The organism is Mesorhizobium sp. WSM3866 (assembly GCF_002294795.1).
Taxonomy (GTDB): Bacteria; Pseudomonadota; Alphaproteobacteria; order Rhizobiales; family Rhizobiaceae; genus Mesorhizobium.
The window spans coordinates 240,290-254,578 of the sequence record NZ_NSGC01000009.1 but is presented as its reverse complement, the minus strand read 5'-3'; the positions used below and the strand labels follow the sequence as shown (position 1 = coordinate 254,578).

Genomic DNA, 14,289 nt, shown 5'->3' with positions numbered 1-14,289 from the left:
GGCCGTGGCGCTGAAAAGCGCGGCGCAAAGCCCGGTTGATTTTGAGAGATGGAAAGGCGCGGCCGTTAAGCCGCGCTAGATCACGGCAGCAATTTGAGCGCTGCTAGAACACCAATGCCCACGACGATGATTCCGCCGAGTCGCACGGTAAGCTGCAACGTTTGCCGCTCAATCAAATGCCGCAGTTCGGCAATATCGGCCTTTGTTGCGAGTTCCGGCATTAGGTATTCCCGCGCGACCTTTGCATGTGCTTCGGCCTGCTTGGCAGGCACGCCAGCGCTTTTCAGCGCCTGAGCGTAACCTAGTGTATCAAATTGCGCGGTCATAGGTCAGCCCTGGAAAAAAGAGCGCTTGGCAGCGATACGCGCCAGCCGGTTTTCGCGCCTCACGCGGCCTTCCCGCGTGTTGGCAAAATCGCCGCGACGGTAAGGGGATTCGTATTTCATAGGGATGACTCCTTTGCTGCTATGCCGTCACGTCGTTTCGTGACTTTCACATTAAACGTGAAAGTGCGAGGCGAGTCAACAGGTAAAAATAGTCTGCCCGGCGCCGTCGTTAAACGCGGCCTGCAGCCGCTTGTCACTGGAATTCCAACTCGGCAACCAATCCGAGATAAAATCACCTTCGGCCAGCTTTTCACGTTTTGCCCGAGCGTCTGCAATCCCGTGCATTATCTCGGCGACGCGTTGCCGTATGGTCGCGCAAATGGCAGGGAAAGTGACGCCGTTGCCGCGTGCTGCCCGTCGCTCGGAAAGCAGTTCAAGCGCTACCTTCCTATCTGCCGCAATTTCGTCTGCGAGTTCGCTATAGCGCTGGCCGGCCTGCCATGCGGCCTTGTATTCCCGCTCTTGCTCGGCCGCACGTTGCGCCATGCTATCGGCCGCTCGGGCAGCGTCGCGCGCGTCGTCATGCTCTTGCACGTTGCCGTAATAGTCCCCACGGCAGGAATCGCTTTCGAAGATATGGCCGAGATCGAGAGTCGGCAGCCCGTCGCAATCGTCGTCGCTGGCATAGCCTGCCACAAAGCGCGCTTTGCCGTCGCGGCCGGGCAGTTGATACACGACTCCATAAATCGTTTCCGATTGATCGAGATCGCTATACCAGCCGCACGAGTCGCGGTCGCTCCAAATCTGGCCGCGTGGCGTGTCAGCTTCCACCTTGCCGACAAACCGCAAGCCGGCGCCCGCGACATCTTCCACAAACGCAAGCCGCTCGGCGCGCCTAGAACTGTCGTCGCGCGGCTGCCAGGTGACGGCCGCATATTGGCCGCGCGGATATCGTGCTTTACCTGCCGCGACATCTTGCCGAGCGGCTGCAATCGCCCATTTGGCAGGACCGGCTTTAGCGCAATTCGCGTTGATGTAGCCTGCCGTGGCGTTGCGGAAATGAAACCGGAACGCGTTCAAAAGAGCTTCATTCATGGTCGACTCCTGAATAGCTATGGCCGCACGCTGCAGCCGTGACATCTCGATTAGTGCGATTTCTGCTATGTGATCGGGCGCCACGGCTTAGGCCGACTCGAATTCCAGATATTCGGCACGCGTCGCGGTAGACACATGAATCGCCGAATGACGATTGTCGCGGCTGCCGTATGGCGCAACGTGGGGATAGATCGAAGGATTGCGCTTGTGTGCTTCGCGCCACGCGGCAGCGGCCAGGCTGGCTACGGCCGATTTGCTGCAGCCGACAAAGCCAGAGTCGCGGCAAAGCCGTGCCTCATCTTCGATTGCGGCTTTTAGTTCGCGCCTAGTGTCGACGCGGATGACATAGGCATTGTCGGGCATGTAGCAACCGCGCAAGCCGGTCATGATGTGGAAGTATTTTGACATGGCAGGGACTCCCGTTAGGCCGCAATCTGAGCGGCGATAATTCTTGTGTGATGCTCGGCCAGCGGCCGAAGCTTGTTTCGGATTCGGAAAACTCGAGACCGCAAGCGCGGGCTTTTGAGCGCATTGGCGCACTGCAACGCGTGCCGCATGTGAACGGCCGCAGTTATCGGCAGGCCTGCCCGCATGGCAGCCCGAGCCGACTCGACATGGTAGAACATGGACTCGATATCCATAGCGTGATTCTCCCGTTAAAAGTGAAAGGCGAAGCGCGGCGCCGTGGCGTCGACACATTCGATCGATTGCCAGCCATGCGGCACGCGGGCGCCTTCCCATGCGCTCAGGCAATCGTCGCCGCTGCCCGCGATGAACAACTGCCCGTCATAGGTCGTGACGCGTATTTCGAAGCGCGGCGCCGGCTCGGGCTGAGCGGGCAGGCTGCAGGCAATGGCGAAGCTGCCGACTCCCGTGGCAACCGTGGCTGCAAGCAATTTGGCAAGCATTGGTGATTCTCCCGTTAGAAGTGAAAGTTAAGCCGAGCGCACGCGGCGCCGGAAAGCTGCCATGCGGGCAGCGCGGCGCTTGTCGCGGCGACGGTTGGAACGGTTGCGGCGCCGCTCGGCTTCCGTGAGATAGAGCAAGCCAGCAACGGCCATTGCCAGGGCGACAACGCCGCAAAGCGCAAGCATGACAAGCTGAAAAGCGGTCTCAGGATTGGCAGCGGCGAAAGCGATCAAAGCGGACATTGCGTAATCCCGTTGTTTCGTGACTTTCACATTAAACGTGAAACTAGCAGCCGAGTCAAGCGGCTTTACGCCAGCCGCTCCAATCGATAGCCGCTTGCGTGAAACTGGCTCGGGCTGGCCGTGGTGATATAGCGCTCATCCCATGGCGCGGCGCCGGCTCGGGCAAGGTCAACCGGACCATTGCACCGCTTCGCCATGCGGCCGGCCTTTGCCCTTGCCGCGCTATCACTTTGCAGCCGCTCAGTTGTGATATCAGCCCGCAAGCCGTCGTGGTATGCGTGAAACTCAAATTGCATCGTCATGGCTAAATGATCGCGTTTTGCTTCAATATGCCGTGTTCCTCGATAGCGCGGGCAATGCCGTTATCGGCGCCGCCTTCGTCGCTGCAAATCTCGCCGAGTCGCGTTGCGATCTCGATCAATTCGCGCTTGGACATCTCCCACAGCGGCGCCGCGCTATCTCTACCAGCGTAGCCACCCATGCGTGCCGCTTTATCGCGCGCCTTCCAGGTATGAATGCTCATGGTCTCAGGTCTCCCGCGTTAGTCTTTCACGTTTTAGGTGAAACTCTGACCCATTGTCAAGCGTGCCAGGTCGCGCCGTCAAGCTGCCTCGCGTGCGCGGGATTCCTTCCCGTGCTGCCGCCGCTCGGCGAAGCCCTGCCGTGCTGCCGTGCTGCAGCCGCCGCTCGGCGAAGCCCTGCAGCCGGCCTGCCCGTGGCAAGCTGCCCGGCGCCCGTGCTGCCCGCGTCATGCATCAAAGGCGATTGGATAGGCACAATTGCACGTTGCGTGCGGCAGGCCTGCCCGGTTGCGCGTATCGCATGATCGCTTAGGCCGCAGTTCCCTAGTCGTTTCAATGCGTTGCATCATGGTCGACGATGCAAGTTGAACGTATCGCATTTGCCGCTCGACATCGAAAAAGCGAATGAAGTCAAAGGCTTGGGCGCTCAGGGTCCTTCCCGCGGGGTCGCCGGATGGGCGAGAGGCGCTGAGCGCGATTCACGCAAAATTTGAAAATCCCGGCAGCGAAACGAGTGGCGAGGCAAATATTCCTATCTGATAACCGGTTGGTGATGAATTTTTCGGCGGTGAAACGGCTATACACTTGACTTTGAGACTGTATAGGAGACTGCATAGCTGTAAGGCGTTGATTTTGTTGACCGAATACACTCTATACACTCTATACACTTGGTTTGTAGAGAGACTGAAATAAGATAGGGATGCAAGGAGTGGGCTGAAGCCCGAACACGTGGGAGTCGTGGTCGACGATACGAGTATGGAACCCCGTGTAAAGTGTGTATGTCCTGTATAGAGTGTATAATGGGCCACACGAAATCGATTTGAGCCCATTTTCGTAGATGCGATACGTTCGATCTTCGCGACAAATGCTCTGTATCTCATTTGCACGAAAAAACCCGCCGAAGCGGGTCAAATCGAACAGGGATGATGATCTAAATGAGGCTATTTCTCAGGTCTCGTGTAGACGCGACAATTGCCCCATTTTTTGTTGATTTCCCGCCCGTGCAGGACGCCGGCAGAGCGCGGCCAGCCGACTTGAAGCATGGCGCGGCCGATCTTCACGTTCTCGGTCTGCGGAATCGCGCCGTCGCGGCCTAGCATGGCCTCCCAAATCTCCCGAATGCAGGTCTCCTGGCGATAGACCTTCGGGGCGTCCACGTCCAGATCGTCGAATCGCTCATCGGTGCCGATCGGCTGTTCGAGCCAAGCCGCAATCTGGCCAGCAAGGATGTCTTCCGCGCTCTCGACGCGGCGGCTTTCTTGCATGACGAGTGCCGTCTTGGCCGCCTCGTCGGTCAGGAATAGCGGCAACGGTGCGCCCTGGTAGCGCTTCTCCATGTCGCGGAAGATTTGCAGCGCCTCGGCCCACACCTGCAAAATTTCCCGGCGCAGCCGGGGATTATCGATTTGGCCTTCCAGGTTGCAGACGATCGGCCAGAAGCGTCGACCACCAGTCGCGTCGCGCAGGTACTCGCGGTCATTGGTCGAGCCGATAAAGATGCACTGGCGCGGGTATTCCTGAACGCGCTTGGCAAAGGCAAGGCGGGCCTTGTCATGGGTGCGGCTGACGAACGCCTTGAGGTCGTTGACTTCCGAGCGCTGCATTGCTGAAAGTTCGCCGATTTCCAGTATCCACGAGCCCTGCATGGCCTCGATCATCTGCTTCGGATCGCTGATCTCACCAGTGAGTTCGTTGTACCAGTGCAGGCCGAGAATTTCGATGAAAGTGGATTTGCCTTTGCCCTGCACGCCTTCGAGGATCGGCACGAAATCGAACTTGTGGCCGGGGCGATATACGCGGGCGATAGCGCCAACTAGGGTCATCAACGACGCCTGGCGGTAATAGGGGTTGTCGTCGCAGCCGAGATAGTCGATGAACAGGGTCTCGGCGCGCGGGGTGCCGTCCCATGTTACCGATTCGATCAGTTCTTTGACCGGATGGAAGCGGCGCCGCTGCGCGGCCATATCGATGCCGCCCTTGAGATCGCGGTCAGTGACCTTGATCCCGTAGCCCTTCAACTGCGTCTTGCTCTCGATAAGGGCGCGCACCGCGAAGTCGTGGCTGTCGCTCCAACTGTCTCCGTTGAGTTCATCCTGCACTTCCCACAGACGGCCGTCGAGATTGACCGGATCGTGTCCTGAGTCGCGCTTCCGTGATGCCTTGCGACCGGTGCCACGCAGCACAACCGTCTGCTTGAACTCGCTGAAGGCGACAATGCCGCGCGTGCGCGGATCGCAATCAACGATCAGGGCGACGTTCGGAAGGGTGCTCTTGATCTCGCCTTCCTCGTTGCGGTGCAGCTTGCTCAACCAGTCAGGGTCAACGGCATCCTTTTTGTCCGCTTTCGCGGCAGGTTGGGGGGAGCCGCCGAGCAGGTCGGAAAGGTCATTGGTGTCGGTGCCGAGCAAGTCGGAAAGGTCGTTGCTCGACGCGGCGGGAATGATGGCTGGCAAATCGAAACCGTCGTCATCGTCGTCGAGACCGAGGTCGAGAGCGAGCTTCTTCGTCTGCACCGCCTGGATCAGCGTCGCCATGCGGACGGGATTCTTTGAGCCCTTGAAGGACTTCCAAACGCGCGCCGAGTCCTTGGCGTCGAACTTCGGCGACTGCTTCGCCCATTCGTTCCACCGCTCGAAGCCCGCGTTGGCTCCCTCGAACTGGTGATGCAGCGCGGCGCCGACTGTCAACCACTGGTCACGATCGTCGACCCAATCGGCCGGCAGATCGCGCATGATCTCGTCGATCTTCTCGGGCGCCAGGTCCATCGGCGTTGCGCGCAAGAGCGCGAAAAGGTCGTCCTCATCGTCTTCCGGCTGCGCCGACGCGGCGCTGACGCCCCATGCTTCGACCTGTGACGAGCCGATCTCCATCATCATCGGGAAATCGAGTTCGAGCGGCCGTTCCCAACGATAGGGCAGGCGGGTATTCGGATGGATCGAAGGTGGCAGCACCGCTTGCGCGCCAGTGCCGTAAAGGTCGATCTCCCAATCGTATTTGCGAACCTCGCGCTCCTTCTGCGCGTCCCACACCATCGTGAAGTTGGTGGACTTGGCGAGCTTCTTCTTTGGGAACGGCTTGTCGGTCAGAAAATAGATATGGCGGCTTTCGCCGCCTGATCCGCTGATGCCAGTGGGGAACGACCGCGCTGCCGGCCAGAGTTCGAGCAGCTTTGCCCACGCCTCGGCGGCGAGTTCCGGTTTGCGGATGTCCAGGTCGATCAGATGCAGGTAGCCAATATCGGTCTTCGACGGCTCGCCGAGCCGGATGCCGATGTTGGCGTTGCTACGATAGGACTTGCGGAGCGCGGCTTCGTCCTGAAACGGAGCCTTCGACCATTCGTTTTCGATCGGCCGCTTCTCAAAGGGGACCAACCAATGCAGCGACGCGCCGGCCTCGATCAGAGGGCGGACGGAATCGAGCACGCCGTCGAGCGTGGGAGCACTTGCCATTTTACGCCTTCCCCTGCGGGAATCAGAGGTCGTCGCCGAGATCGAAGAAGGGGATAAGGTCCGCCTTCTTCAACTTGCCCTTCTTCTTGGCTTCATCGCTCTCGGCCGACAACTTGAGCAGCGCTCGGATGGCGTTCTTCGACAGCTTCTGCTCGTTCAGCCACCGGTAGACGGTAAAGCGAGCATTGCCGGTGCCGATTCGGATGGCATCGGTGTCGAGCCGCCCGAATTTGATGTACTTCGAGGGCAGCTTTTCGAGCAGCACCTTGTACAGATCGCCCTCATAGAGCTTGAAGTCGTCATTCTTACGCGGGCGGCCGGTGTGGTTGGGCTTGGCTGCCGCAGCTTCATGCGTGGTGGGTTCCAAATCGCATCCCCTTGGCTGGATTTGACCCGACCTTAGACGCCCGGCTTCATAAAATCAAGTTAAACGTGAAATTTTTGCACACCGGGCTTGAAACGTGCCTTCAAACGTGTTTTAACGACGATGCATTCACGTTTTGCGTGATTTTAAATCAACGTCCAGGAGACACTATGAGCCTCGAAGCTGCCATCGCGGAAAACACCGCAGTCATGAAAGACCTTCTCGCCGCCACCAAAGACCTTCTCGCCCTGCGCAACGACGCGATCGACAAGGTGAGCGCCGCCGTCAACAACAGCGGCAAGGGCGCCAAGGGCAAGGCTGACACCGCTGCCACGACCACCACCGAGACCAAAGGCGACGACGCCGGCAAGGGCCAGATTTCGACCAGCGGCGAAGATCGCAAGAACCCCTACGAGGGCATCAAGGAACTGATCGCCGGCTACCTGGTCGAGATCGACCGGCCCGAGGAACGCGAGGCGCGCAAGGCGAAGATCAAGGCGCTGCTCAACCACGAAAAGGTCAAGAAGGCCGATGTCGCCGATGCCACGGCGGTCGACCACATCAAGGAAGACGCCATCGACCTGTTCAAGGACCAGATCGCCAAGCTGAAGGCGAAGGGTGCGCTGACCGAACCGAAGAAGTCCGACGACCTGGAACTCTGATCTCGGCCCACTGACCGCAGTTCCTCCCGGCAGCGCGCCGGGAGGCGCTTCGGCGGCGAGCAGGCCCTGAGATAGAGCCTCCCAAGCTCTCAGGCACGGCTGTTTCACTGCGGCTCCTGCTCGTCTCCCAAGTGCCTCGAACACCATGGAGAGACAACGGTGAACTTCTTCGGCAAATCCCTTTTCAGCAAGACGCCTTTCGCGAAGATCATGAACCGCGATATCGGCGAACGCCTCGGCAACCCGCTCGGCGAGGGCAGCGGTGCCTTTATGGCTCGCAAGGCCGCCCTGGCTGCGATGACCGGTGGTAAGGGTTTCCGGGTGCCGGCCAAGCAGCCGCGCGTGTACTCGGACGGCTTCACTCGTGGGCAGCGCAAGCGGATGCGGCGCGACATCTGCATCGTGAAGGAGGCGCAGCGCCAGAAGGCCGCGTGCGAGAAGATGGCCGAGCGCAGCGGGCAGAGCTACGACGCGCTCAAGTTCCAGTTCGGTTGCCTGGCTGTACGCTGATGAGCGCCGATATCTTCCCGAACTACCGGCACATCGTCATCGTCGGCGAGAAGCGTTTCCCTGCGAAGATCATCCAGGAGACGCCGAACGCCTTCATGACCAAGCACGGCATGTTCAACAAGGACACCCGCAAGAAGTGGGGCGATCCGACCGTTTCGTTCGACGGCCCGTTCACGGCCGAAGGCGACATGGAGAACCGTCCGTGAATCGCCTTCGCTACTACAAGCCAACGGTCGGCTCGGATTACATCCCCGACCGCTTTGCGTGGGTCGATCGCGTAGCCGCATCGGCTATCACGTTCGCCGCTACTGCGATCCTCGGCGCCACGCTGTTGCACTGGTGGTTCCAATGATCACCTTCGACGAGATCAGGAAGCAGGGCTCGGCCATCCGCGTCCACGGCAACGGCTTCATTCAGATCGACCTGCCCGACAACAAGCGGGTCAACGTGTGGGGTCATCCGGCGATCCCGCGCCAGAACGTGGCGACGCAACTGCACGACCATCGCTTCGATTTCTACAGCTTCGTGCTGCGAGGCGCGATGTGCAATGCGACCTACCATGCGTGGCCTGTTTGCGAGATAGTACGAGCCACCCACGATGTTTACACGCCGCTGGCGCGCGCTGGCGAGGACACCATTCTCGTGCCCTTTGGTGAGCCGCTTCGCGTGGGTCCGTATCACGCTCACGTATATCCGGCCGGCGAAAGCTACCGGCTGCCGGCCGGGATGATCCACGAGACCTTCGTCAACCAGCCGACAGCGACGCTGATGCTGAAGGGCGAGGTTCGCCCGATCCCCGTCCGCGTGTTCTGCCCGATCGGCAAGAAGCCAGACAACGACTTCGTGCGCCATCGGGTTTTGGCTGATGCATCGCTTTGGGAAATCGTGAGGGACGTGTTCGCATGATCACCAAAGATCAGGCCATCCTTTGCTACGAACTCTTCCAGGGAGATCGTGACAGTGAGGTGACGATTTTTAGAAACAAAATGGTCGTGACACGGAAGGAGCATCCCTGCTGCATCTGCACAGGGCTGATCCTTCCGAAGTCGCGCGTCAGGGCGCAAACGGAACGCGAGAACGACGAGAAAATCGTCATGACGTTCTACGCCTGCGGGCCTTGCTGCGAAGCAATGGCCGTACTCGTGCTGACGGGCAACGATGAGCCCATTTATGCACGTCATGATCTAGCGGCGGTTAAATGACTGCCCACGCCCGCCTCTCGCCTTCCGGCTGCGACCGTTGGAGCACCTGCACTGCGTCAGTGGCTCTGATCGACCGTCTGCATCTGGAAGGCGAGATACGCGACCGCGAGTCGTCCGAGTGGTCTGCCGAGGGCACTGTGGCGCATGAAGTGCGCGAGATGTGCTTGAAGTACGGGCTCGATCCACACCACTTCGTCGGCGCCGTCATCAGCGCGGATGGCTTCACCTACACCGTGGACGACGAGATGGCCGGGCACCTGCAGCCAGGTATCGATTGGGTGCGCGAGCACACCGGCAGTCCGCATGTCGAAATCCGCGTCGATGTATCCTCGTGGCTGCCGGGCCAGTTCGGCACTTGCGACACGGGCTGGCTGAGCGATCTGCTGTTCACGACCACGCTGTACATCAGCGATTTGAAATACGGTGCCGGCGTTCCGGTCGATGCCGTGGGCAACAAACAGTTGCGTGTCTACGCGCTCGGCATTTGGGAATTCCTCGGCCGGCCGCAGGTCGACAAGATCGTTCTGAACATCGACCAGCCGCGCGCTGGCGGCATGAAGTTTTGGGAAGTCACGCTCGACGAACTGCTCGCCTTTGGCGAGGAAATGAAGGTGGTTTACCGCAAGATCGAGAGCGGAGATGTCGAGTTTCAGCCGAGCCATAAGGCTTGTCGCTGGTGCCCGGTCAAAGACTTGGTGGGCGGCTGCGCAGCGCGCAACAAGTGGCTGCTCGAAATGTTCGTCGAACTGCTGCTTCGGCTGCTGACCGACCAAGATGTCGACGGGATCGAGATCACGCCTGAGCGCCGCTGGCACATCGTCAAGCACGCACCCGACATCCGCGCCTGGCTCGCGAAGCTGCACGAAGACAGCCTCGCCGCCGCGATCAACGGCACGCCCGATCCGGGCTCGAAGGCCGTGGCCGGCGACCTGGGCGACCGCTACTTCACAGACGGAAAGAAGGCCGAAGCGCTGCTCGTCGATGCGCTCGGCGAGAAGGCCTTCAAACCGAGACAGATCATCGGCATCACCGACATCGAAAAACTGGTGAAGCCGGGACGCAAAAAGCAGGGCCACCCAGAGACATGGGCGAAACTGCAAAAGCTGGTGGATCGAGCACAGGGGAAGCCAAAATTGGTTCCGGCTGACCATGTGCGACCAGCGCTCACCCCGATTGAGGATGAGTTTGACGATCTCGACTGACAACCGCTGCAACCAACTACTGAAAACTGAGCAACAGGAAACCGACAATTATGGCAATTGAAGACAAATCTGACGGCCGCACCGTCCAACTGAAGCGCGTGCGTCTCTCCTTCACCGACTCTCTGCTGGAGAAGAAGAAGACGAGCGATGATCCCAATGCGAAGCCGAAGCACGGCCTGAACGTCATCAACGAAGCGTCGGGTCCGCACTTCAAGGCGAACCAGGACAAGATCATCGGCGCTATGAAGAAGGCCGGCGAAAAGGAGTGGAAGAATCCCGATGCCTACAAGGACATCGCGGAGGATAATCCGAAGCGTGTCTGCTTCAAGAAGGGCGAGAAGTTCAAGAACAAGGAGAACAAGGTTTATGCCGGCTATGAAGGCAACTTTGCATTCTCGGCGTCAGGACCGTCCGCAGGCCAGAAGCGTCCGAAACTTCTCGATCGTCACAAGCGGCCGGTTGAGGAAAAGGACATTCTCGATGTGTTCTACGGCGGCTGCTACGCCGACGTGATCGTGTCGTTCTTCGGCACCGATAAGGGCTCGCGCGGCATCTTTGCCTCGGTCGAGGCTATCCGTTCTCACCAGGAAGGCGAGCGTATGGGCGGCGGCATCTATGTCGACGCCGACGACTTCGACGACATGGAGGATGACGACAGCTTCGACAGCGGCTCGTCCGCGTCGAGCAAGCCCAAGTCCGACGACTTCGACTTCTGAATCCGGAAACTTTGGGGCGGTTTCGGCCGCCCCAACTTTCACGTTTAACGGGAAAGTCTCATGAAATTCACTCACTGCATGATCGACTTGGAGACCATGGGCACTGCTCCGAATGCGCCTGTTGTTGCTATCGGTGCAATCTATTTTGATCCCGATACGGGCGCCCTTGGTGAGACCTTTGACGCGGCGATCGACCTGGAAGACGCAGTGCGCTACGGCCGCGTTTCAGGCTCAACGCTGAAATGGTGGCTCAACCAGGGCGAGGCAGCGCGCCAGAAGGTCGTGCGCGGTCGCCACTCGGCTCAACTCGTGTTTGAGAAGTTCCACGAGTTCTGCCGGAAGCACGGCACCGGAATTAAGCCGTGGGGTAACGGCTCATCGTTCGACATCACCATTCTCGAATATGCCTTCGGCCGCATTCTCGATAAGCCTGCGCCGTGGGATTTCTGGAACGTGCGTGACTGCCGCACGATCAAAGAACTGGCTGCCAACGGCCCGCAGTACACAGGCACTCTGGAAGGCACCGCACACACGGCGCTCGACGATGCCACCCACCAGGCCAAGTGGGTCTCCTTCTACTGGCAGGCCCTGCGCGGCAAGCGAGACGTTGCACCGAAGCCGGTTGCCGCTGACTCGCTCGAAGACCTGCTTGCGTGACCGCCATGCAGAAGTTCCGCCAACGGCCGCTCGACGACTACTCCAACTCCCCCGGAATGTCCCTCCGCGACGCCCTGTTCGAGGCAGTGGGCGATACCGTTGGTATGGCGCACGTCTTTGCCACTCGGTTGATGATCGAGCGGCTTGCTGAGGCGGGCATCCTGTCGACCGAGGACGTGATCTCGATACTCAACTTCGGCCGTGGATGGGGACCGACCCGCAAAAACTACGAGTGGGAGGTTGTTGAGCCGGAGATCGATGACAGAAGTCTTCGGGTCCTGACCGGCGCAGGCGTCCTTTCGAGCGACGAGGGCTTGCTGGTTTGAGCACCATCTTCACCGACATTGAGTGCTATCACGACTTCTTCTACATCGGCTTCAAGCGCGAGGAAGACGGCAAGCGCGTCGGGGTCGAGTACAGCCGGCGCCGGCCTGACTACGACCGCGCCTATGTGCGCAGCGTGCTCATGCGCAACACGTCGGTGGGCTTCAATAGCCTGCCCTACGACTTGCCGATGATCTGGTACTCGCTCGACGAGGACGTGACGCCTGCGAAGTTGAAGGCCGCGTCCGATCGGATCATCCGGGGCAGGGTGCCGTGGTGGGAGGTTGAAGACCTTCTCGGCATCCGCATTCCGTTCGAACTTAAGCAGCGTCACATCGATCTGATTGAGCCGCAGCCGAACGCGATTGCCAGCCTCAAGACGCTCAACGGGCGGATGCACGGCAAGCAGTTGCAAGACCTGCCGTTCGACCCAGACATGCGGCTCAGCGACGAGCAGATGGATATCGTCGCCAACTACTGCCTGCATTCCGATCTCGACGCCACGCACAATCTCTGGAACGCTCTGGCCGAACCGCTCGAACTGCGCCGCGCGCTCGGGCCGCACTACGGCAAGAACTTCATGTCGAAGTCGGACGCGCAGATCGGCGAGATGATCGTCAAGACGCGCGTCGAGCAATTGAGCGGCAGCCGGCCGGAAAAAGCCTCGATCAAGGCCGGCACGACGTTCCGCTATCCGATCCCCGACTTCATGAAGTTCGAGACGCCCGAGTTGCAGGCGATCGTCGATCGGCTCCGCGAAACCGATTTCATGATCACCGACGAGGGCAAGGTCGACATGCCGAAGTGGCTGGCGGAAACGTCCATCACGATCGGCGACACGACCTACCAGATGGGTATCGGCGGGCTCCACTCGACCGAGGCCAACAGGGCTCTCAAGTCCAATGAGACCCACGTCCTAGTCGACGCTGACGTGGCATCGCAGTACCCGGCGATCATTCTGCTGCTCGGCCTCTACCCGAAGGCTCTCGGCGCCCACTTCCTGGAAGTCTATCGCGAGATAAAGGCCGAGCGCCTGAAGGCGAAAAAGCGGTCCAAGGAAATCAAGGATGAACTGAAAAAGGTCAACGATCCCGACCGGAAAAAGGCCCTCGAAGCCGAACTGGAAAGCTGCAAGGTCAAGGACAAGGGCTTCAAGATCGCCCTCAACGGCGTGTACGGGAAGCTCGGGAGCCGGCATAGCGTGCTCTACGCGCCGCACCTGCTGATCTCGGTCACGCTTACCGGGCAGTTGACGCTGCTGATGCTGATCGAGCGCGCCGAGCGCGCGGGCATCAAGGTCGTCAGCGGCAACACCGATGGCGTCATGTTCTATTGCCCGCGTGAGCACTATGCGGGGGTCGACGGCGACCGTTTGAAGTCGTCGCTGCTTGCCGATATCTGCGAACAGTGGGAGCGCGACACCACGCTCGATCTCGAATTTGGTCAGTACCAGGCGATCTACAACCAGTCGGTCAACTCCTACTTCGCGATCAAGCAGGACGGTGGCCATAAGCGCAAAGGCCCGCTCGGCAATCCATGGAGCGAGCACATCGACGACTTCGATCCGGTGCGCGGTCAGTTGATGAAGAACCCGCAGGCGACGATCTGCTCGGACGCTGCGCTGATGCAGATCAAGAATGGCACGCCTGTCGAAGTGACGATTCGAAACTGCCGCGACATCAAGCAGTTCGTCACGGTCATCAAGGCAGCGGGCGGCGCGACCTGGCGCGGGCAATATCTCGGCAAGACGGTGCGCTATTATTGGGGCATCGACGGTGAGCCGATCTTCAAGGCGAAGCCGCACGAGACTACCGGCAACTTCGCCAAGGTGCCGAAAACCGAGGGCGCCATCGAGTGCATGAGGTTGCCCGACGAGTTCCCCGCAGACATCGACTACGCCCGCTACATCGCCGAGGCGGAAAGCATTCTCACCGATCTCGGCTTCTACGGGCCGATTGTTGAACCTCGCAAACCGCTTCGCCTGACGAAGGCCAATCGGATTGCCTTCTACGCAACGTGGGCGATGGCAGCATGAAAAGGAACGCAGTTCACGCTCGGAAGGCGGGCGCCTCGTCGCTTTGCGGTGTACCCGGCCGCCGCTGGATGTCGG

At 59.9% G+C, this 14,289-nt stretch carries 20 protein-coding genes; 11 read left to right on the top strand and 9 right to left on the bottom strand.

Going from position 1 to position 14,289, the window contains the following annotated elements; translation table 11 throughout:
* Nucleotides 1-80 precede the first annotated feature (80 nt).
* The 9 genes from CK222_RS21585 to CK222_RS21545 all read right to left on the bottom strand — a co-directional run bounded on the left by CK222_RS21585 (nucleotide 81) and on the right by CK222_RS21545 (nucleotide 6,909).
* On the bottom strand, nucleotides 81-326 hold the full coding sequence (locus tag CK222_RS21585) for a hypothetical protein (RefSeq protein WP_095801742.1): 246 nt from the start codon (nucleotides 324-326) through the stop codon (nucleotides 81-83).
* Nucleotides 327-521: 195 nt separating this feature from the next.
* Nucleotides 522-1,421 (bottom strand): hypothetical protein, encoded by a 900-nt coding sequence (locus CK222_RS21580; RefSeq protein WP_095801741.1) that lies wholly within the window; start codon nucleotides 1,419-1,421, stop codon nucleotides 522-524.
* 87 nt (nucleotides 1,422-1,508) lie between these two features.
* The gene (locus CK222_RS21575) at nucleotides 1,509-1,829 is read right to left on the bottom strand and encodes a hypothetical protein (RefSeq protein ID WP_095801740.1); all 321 of its coding nucleotides are present in this window, start codon (nucleotides 1,827-1,829) and stop codon (nucleotides 1,509-1,511) included.
* Between the two features lie 248 nt (nucleotides 1,830-2,077).
* Complete coding sequence (locus CK222_RS21565) at nucleotides 2,078-2,329, bottom strand: hypothetical protein (protein ID WP_095801738.1); 252 nt, start codon at nucleotides 2,327-2,329, stop codon at nucleotides 2,078-2,080.
* Nucleotides 2,330-2,356: 27 nt separating this feature from the next.
* Nucleotides 2,357-2,572 (bottom strand): hypothetical protein, encoded by a 216-nt coding sequence (locus CK222_RS21560; protein WP_095801737.1) that lies wholly within the window; start codon nucleotides 2,570-2,572, stop codon nucleotides 2,357-2,359.
* Between the two features lie 65 nt (nucleotides 2,573-2,637).
* Nucleotides 2,638-2,874, bottom strand: a complete 237-nt coding sequence (locus tag CK222_RS21555) for a hypothetical protein (protein WP_095801736.1) — start codon at nucleotides 2,872-2,874, stop codon at nucleotides 2,638-2,640.
* Between the two features lie 2 nt (nucleotides 2,875-2,876).
* A complete protein-coding gene (locus CK222_RS31815; RefSeq protein WP_141247096.1) occupies nucleotides 2,877-3,095 on the bottom strand; it encodes a hypothetical protein in 219 nt (72 codons plus the stop codon).
* A 939-nt stretch (nucleotides 3,096-4,034) separates the two neighbouring features.
* Nucleotides 4,035-5,969, bottom strand: a complete 1,935-nt coding sequence (locus CK222_RS21550; protein WP_245433118.1) for a VapE domain-containing protein — start codon at nucleotides 5,967-5,969, stop codon at nucleotides 4,035-4,037.
* A 595-nt stretch (nucleotides 5,970-6,564) separates the two neighbouring features.
* A complete protein-coding gene (locus CK222_RS21545) occupies nucleotides 6,565-6,909 on the bottom strand; it encodes a hypothetical protein (RefSeq protein WP_095801734.1) in 345 nt (114 codons plus the stop codon).
* 167 nt (nucleotides 6,910-7,076) lie between these two features.
* On the opposite strand from CK222_RS21545, the gene CK222_RS21540 reads away from it, so the two are divergent.
* The 11 genes from CK222_RS21540 (at nucleotide 7,077) to CK222_RS21495 (ending at nucleotide 14,214) form a co-directional block, all read left to right on the top strand.
* Complete coding sequence (locus CK222_RS21540) at nucleotides 7,077-7,568, top strand: hypothetical protein (RefSeq protein WP_095801733.1); 492 nt, start codon at nucleotides 7,077-7,079, stop codon at nucleotides 7,566-7,568.
* Between the two features lie 159 nt (nucleotides 7,569-7,727).
* On the top strand, nucleotides 7,728-8,078 hold the full coding sequence (locus tag CK222_RS21535; protein WP_095801732.1) for a hypothetical protein: 351 nt from the start codon (nucleotides 7,728-7,730) through the stop codon (nucleotides 8,076-8,078).
* Nucleotides 8,078-8,284, top strand: a complete 207-nt coding sequence (locus tag CK222_RS21530; protein ID WP_095801731.1) for a hypothetical protein — start codon at nucleotides 8,078-8,080, stop codon at nucleotides 8,282-8,284. The genes CK222_RS21535 and CK222_RS21530 overlap by 1 nt, the downstream gene beginning before the upstream one ends.
* Nucleotides 8,281-8,430, top strand: coding sequence for a hypothetical protein (locus tag CK222_RS32430; protein ID WP_176477692.1), 150 nt, complete (start codon nucleotides 8,281-8,283; stop codon nucleotides 8,428-8,430). Before CK222_RS21530 ends, CK222_RS32430 begins: the two co-directional genes overlap by 4 nt.
* On the top strand, nucleotides 8,427-8,984 hold the full coding sequence (locus CK222_RS21525; RefSeq protein ID WP_095801730.1) for a hypothetical protein: 558 nt from the start codon (nucleotides 8,427-8,429) through the stop codon (nucleotides 8,982-8,984). The genes CK222_RS32430 and CK222_RS21525 overlap by 4 nt, the downstream gene beginning before the upstream one ends.
* Nucleotides 8,981-9,280: a hypothetical protein gene (locus CK222_RS21520; RefSeq protein ID WP_095801729.1), complete on the top strand. Its 300-nt coding sequence runs from the start codon at nucleotides 8,981-8,983 to the stop codon at nucleotides 9,278-9,280. The genes CK222_RS21525 and CK222_RS21520 overlap by 4 nt, the downstream gene beginning before the upstream one ends.
* Complete coding sequence (locus CK222_RS21515) at nucleotides 9,277-10,482, top strand: DUF2800 domain-containing protein (protein WP_095801728.1); 1,206 nt, start codon at nucleotides 9,277-9,279, stop codon at nucleotides 10,480-10,482. The genes CK222_RS21520 and CK222_RS21515 overlap by 4 nt, the downstream gene beginning before the upstream one ends.
* A 50-nt stretch (nucleotides 10,483-10,532) precedes the next feature.
* Nucleotides 10,533-11,198 (top strand): ssDNA-binding protein, encoded by a 666-nt coding sequence (locus CK222_RS21510; protein WP_095801727.1) that lies wholly within the window; start codon nucleotides 10,533-10,535, stop codon nucleotides 11,196-11,198.
* Nucleotides 11,199-11,258: 60 nt separating this feature from the next.
* Nucleotides 11,259-11,855 carry a 3'-5' exonuclease gene (locus CK222_RS21505; RefSeq protein ID WP_095801726.1) on the top strand — a complete coding sequence of 199 codons (597 nt, stop codon included), beginning with the start codon at nucleotides 11,259-11,261 and terminating at the stop codon, nucleotides 11,853-11,855.
* A complete protein-coding gene (locus CK222_RS21500) occupies nucleotides 11,852-12,181 on the top strand; it encodes a hypothetical protein (protein ID WP_141247095.1) in 330 nt (109 codons plus the stop codon). The genes CK222_RS21505 and CK222_RS21500 overlap by 4 nt, the downstream gene beginning before the upstream one ends.
* Entirely contained in the window at nucleotides 12,178-14,214 is a 2,037-nt protein-coding gene (locus tag CK222_RS21495) for a DNA polymerase domain-containing protein (protein WP_095801724.1), read from the top strand. The genes CK222_RS21500 and CK222_RS21495 overlap by 4 nt, the downstream gene beginning before the upstream one ends.
* Nucleotides 14,215-14,289 lie beyond the last annotated feature (75 nt).

Excerpts from the sequence above, each read along its gene's own strand:
- CK222_RS21585 (WP_095801742.1), bottom strand. The coding sequence starts at position 326 with ATGACCGCGCAATTTGATACACTAGGTTACGCTCAGGCGCTGAAAAGC.
- CK222_RS21580 (WP_095801741.1), bottom strand. The coding sequence starts at position 1,421 with ATGAATGAAGCTCTTTTGAACGCGTTCCGGTTTCATTTCCGCAACGCC.
- CK222_RS21575 (WP_095801740.1), bottom strand. The coding sequence starts at position 1,829 with ATGTCAAAATACTTCCACATCATGACCGGCTTGCGCGGTTGCTACATG.
- CK222_RS21565 (WP_095801738.1), bottom strand. The coding sequence starts at position 2,329 with ATGCTTGCCAAATTGCTTGCAGCCACGGTTGCCACGGGAGTCGGCAGC.
- CK222_RS21560 (WP_095801737.1), bottom strand. The coding sequence starts at position 2,572 with ATGTCCGCTTTGATCGCTTTCGCCGCTGCCAATCCTGAGACCGCTTTT.
- CK222_RS21555 (WP_095801736.1), bottom strand. The coding sequence starts at position 2,874 with ATGACGATGCAATTTGAGTTTCACGCATACCACGACGGCTTGCGGGCT.
- CK222_RS31815 (WP_141247096.1), bottom strand. The coding sequence starts at position 3,095 with ATGAGCATTCATACCTGGAAGGCGCGCGATAAAGCGGCACGCATGGGT.
- CK222_RS21550 (WP_245433118.1), bottom strand. The coding sequence starts at position 5,969 with ATGATGATGGAGATCGGCTCGTCACAGGTCGAAGCATGGGGCGTCAGC.
- CK222_RS21540 (WP_095801733.1), top strand. The coding sequence starts at position 7,077 with ATGAGCCTCGAAGCTGCCATCGCGGAAAACACCGCAGTCATGAAAGAC.
- CK222_RS21530 (WP_095801731.1), top strand. The coding sequence starts at position 8,078 with ATGAGCGCCGATATCTTCCCGAACTACCGGCACATCGTCATCGTCGGC.
- CK222_RS21525 (WP_095801730.1), top strand. The coding sequence starts at position 8,427 with ATGATCACCTTCGACGAGATCAGGAAGCAGGGCTCGGCCATCCGCGTC.
- CK222_RS21520 (WP_095801729.1), top strand. The coding sequence starts at position 8,981 with ATGATCACCAAAGATCAGGCCATCCTTTGCTACGAACTCTTCCAGGGA.
- CK222_RS21515 (WP_095801728.1), top strand. The coding sequence starts at position 9,277 with ATGACTGCCCACGCCCGCCTCTCGCCTTCCGGCTGCGACCGTTGGAGC.
- CK222_RS21510 (WP_095801727.1), top strand. The coding sequence starts at position 10,533 with ATGGCAATTGAAGACAAATCTGACGGCCGCACCGTCCAACTGAAGCGC.
- CK222_RS21505 (WP_095801726.1), top strand. The coding sequence starts at position 11,259 with ATGAAATTCACTCACTGCATGATCGACTTGGAGACCATGGGCACTGCT.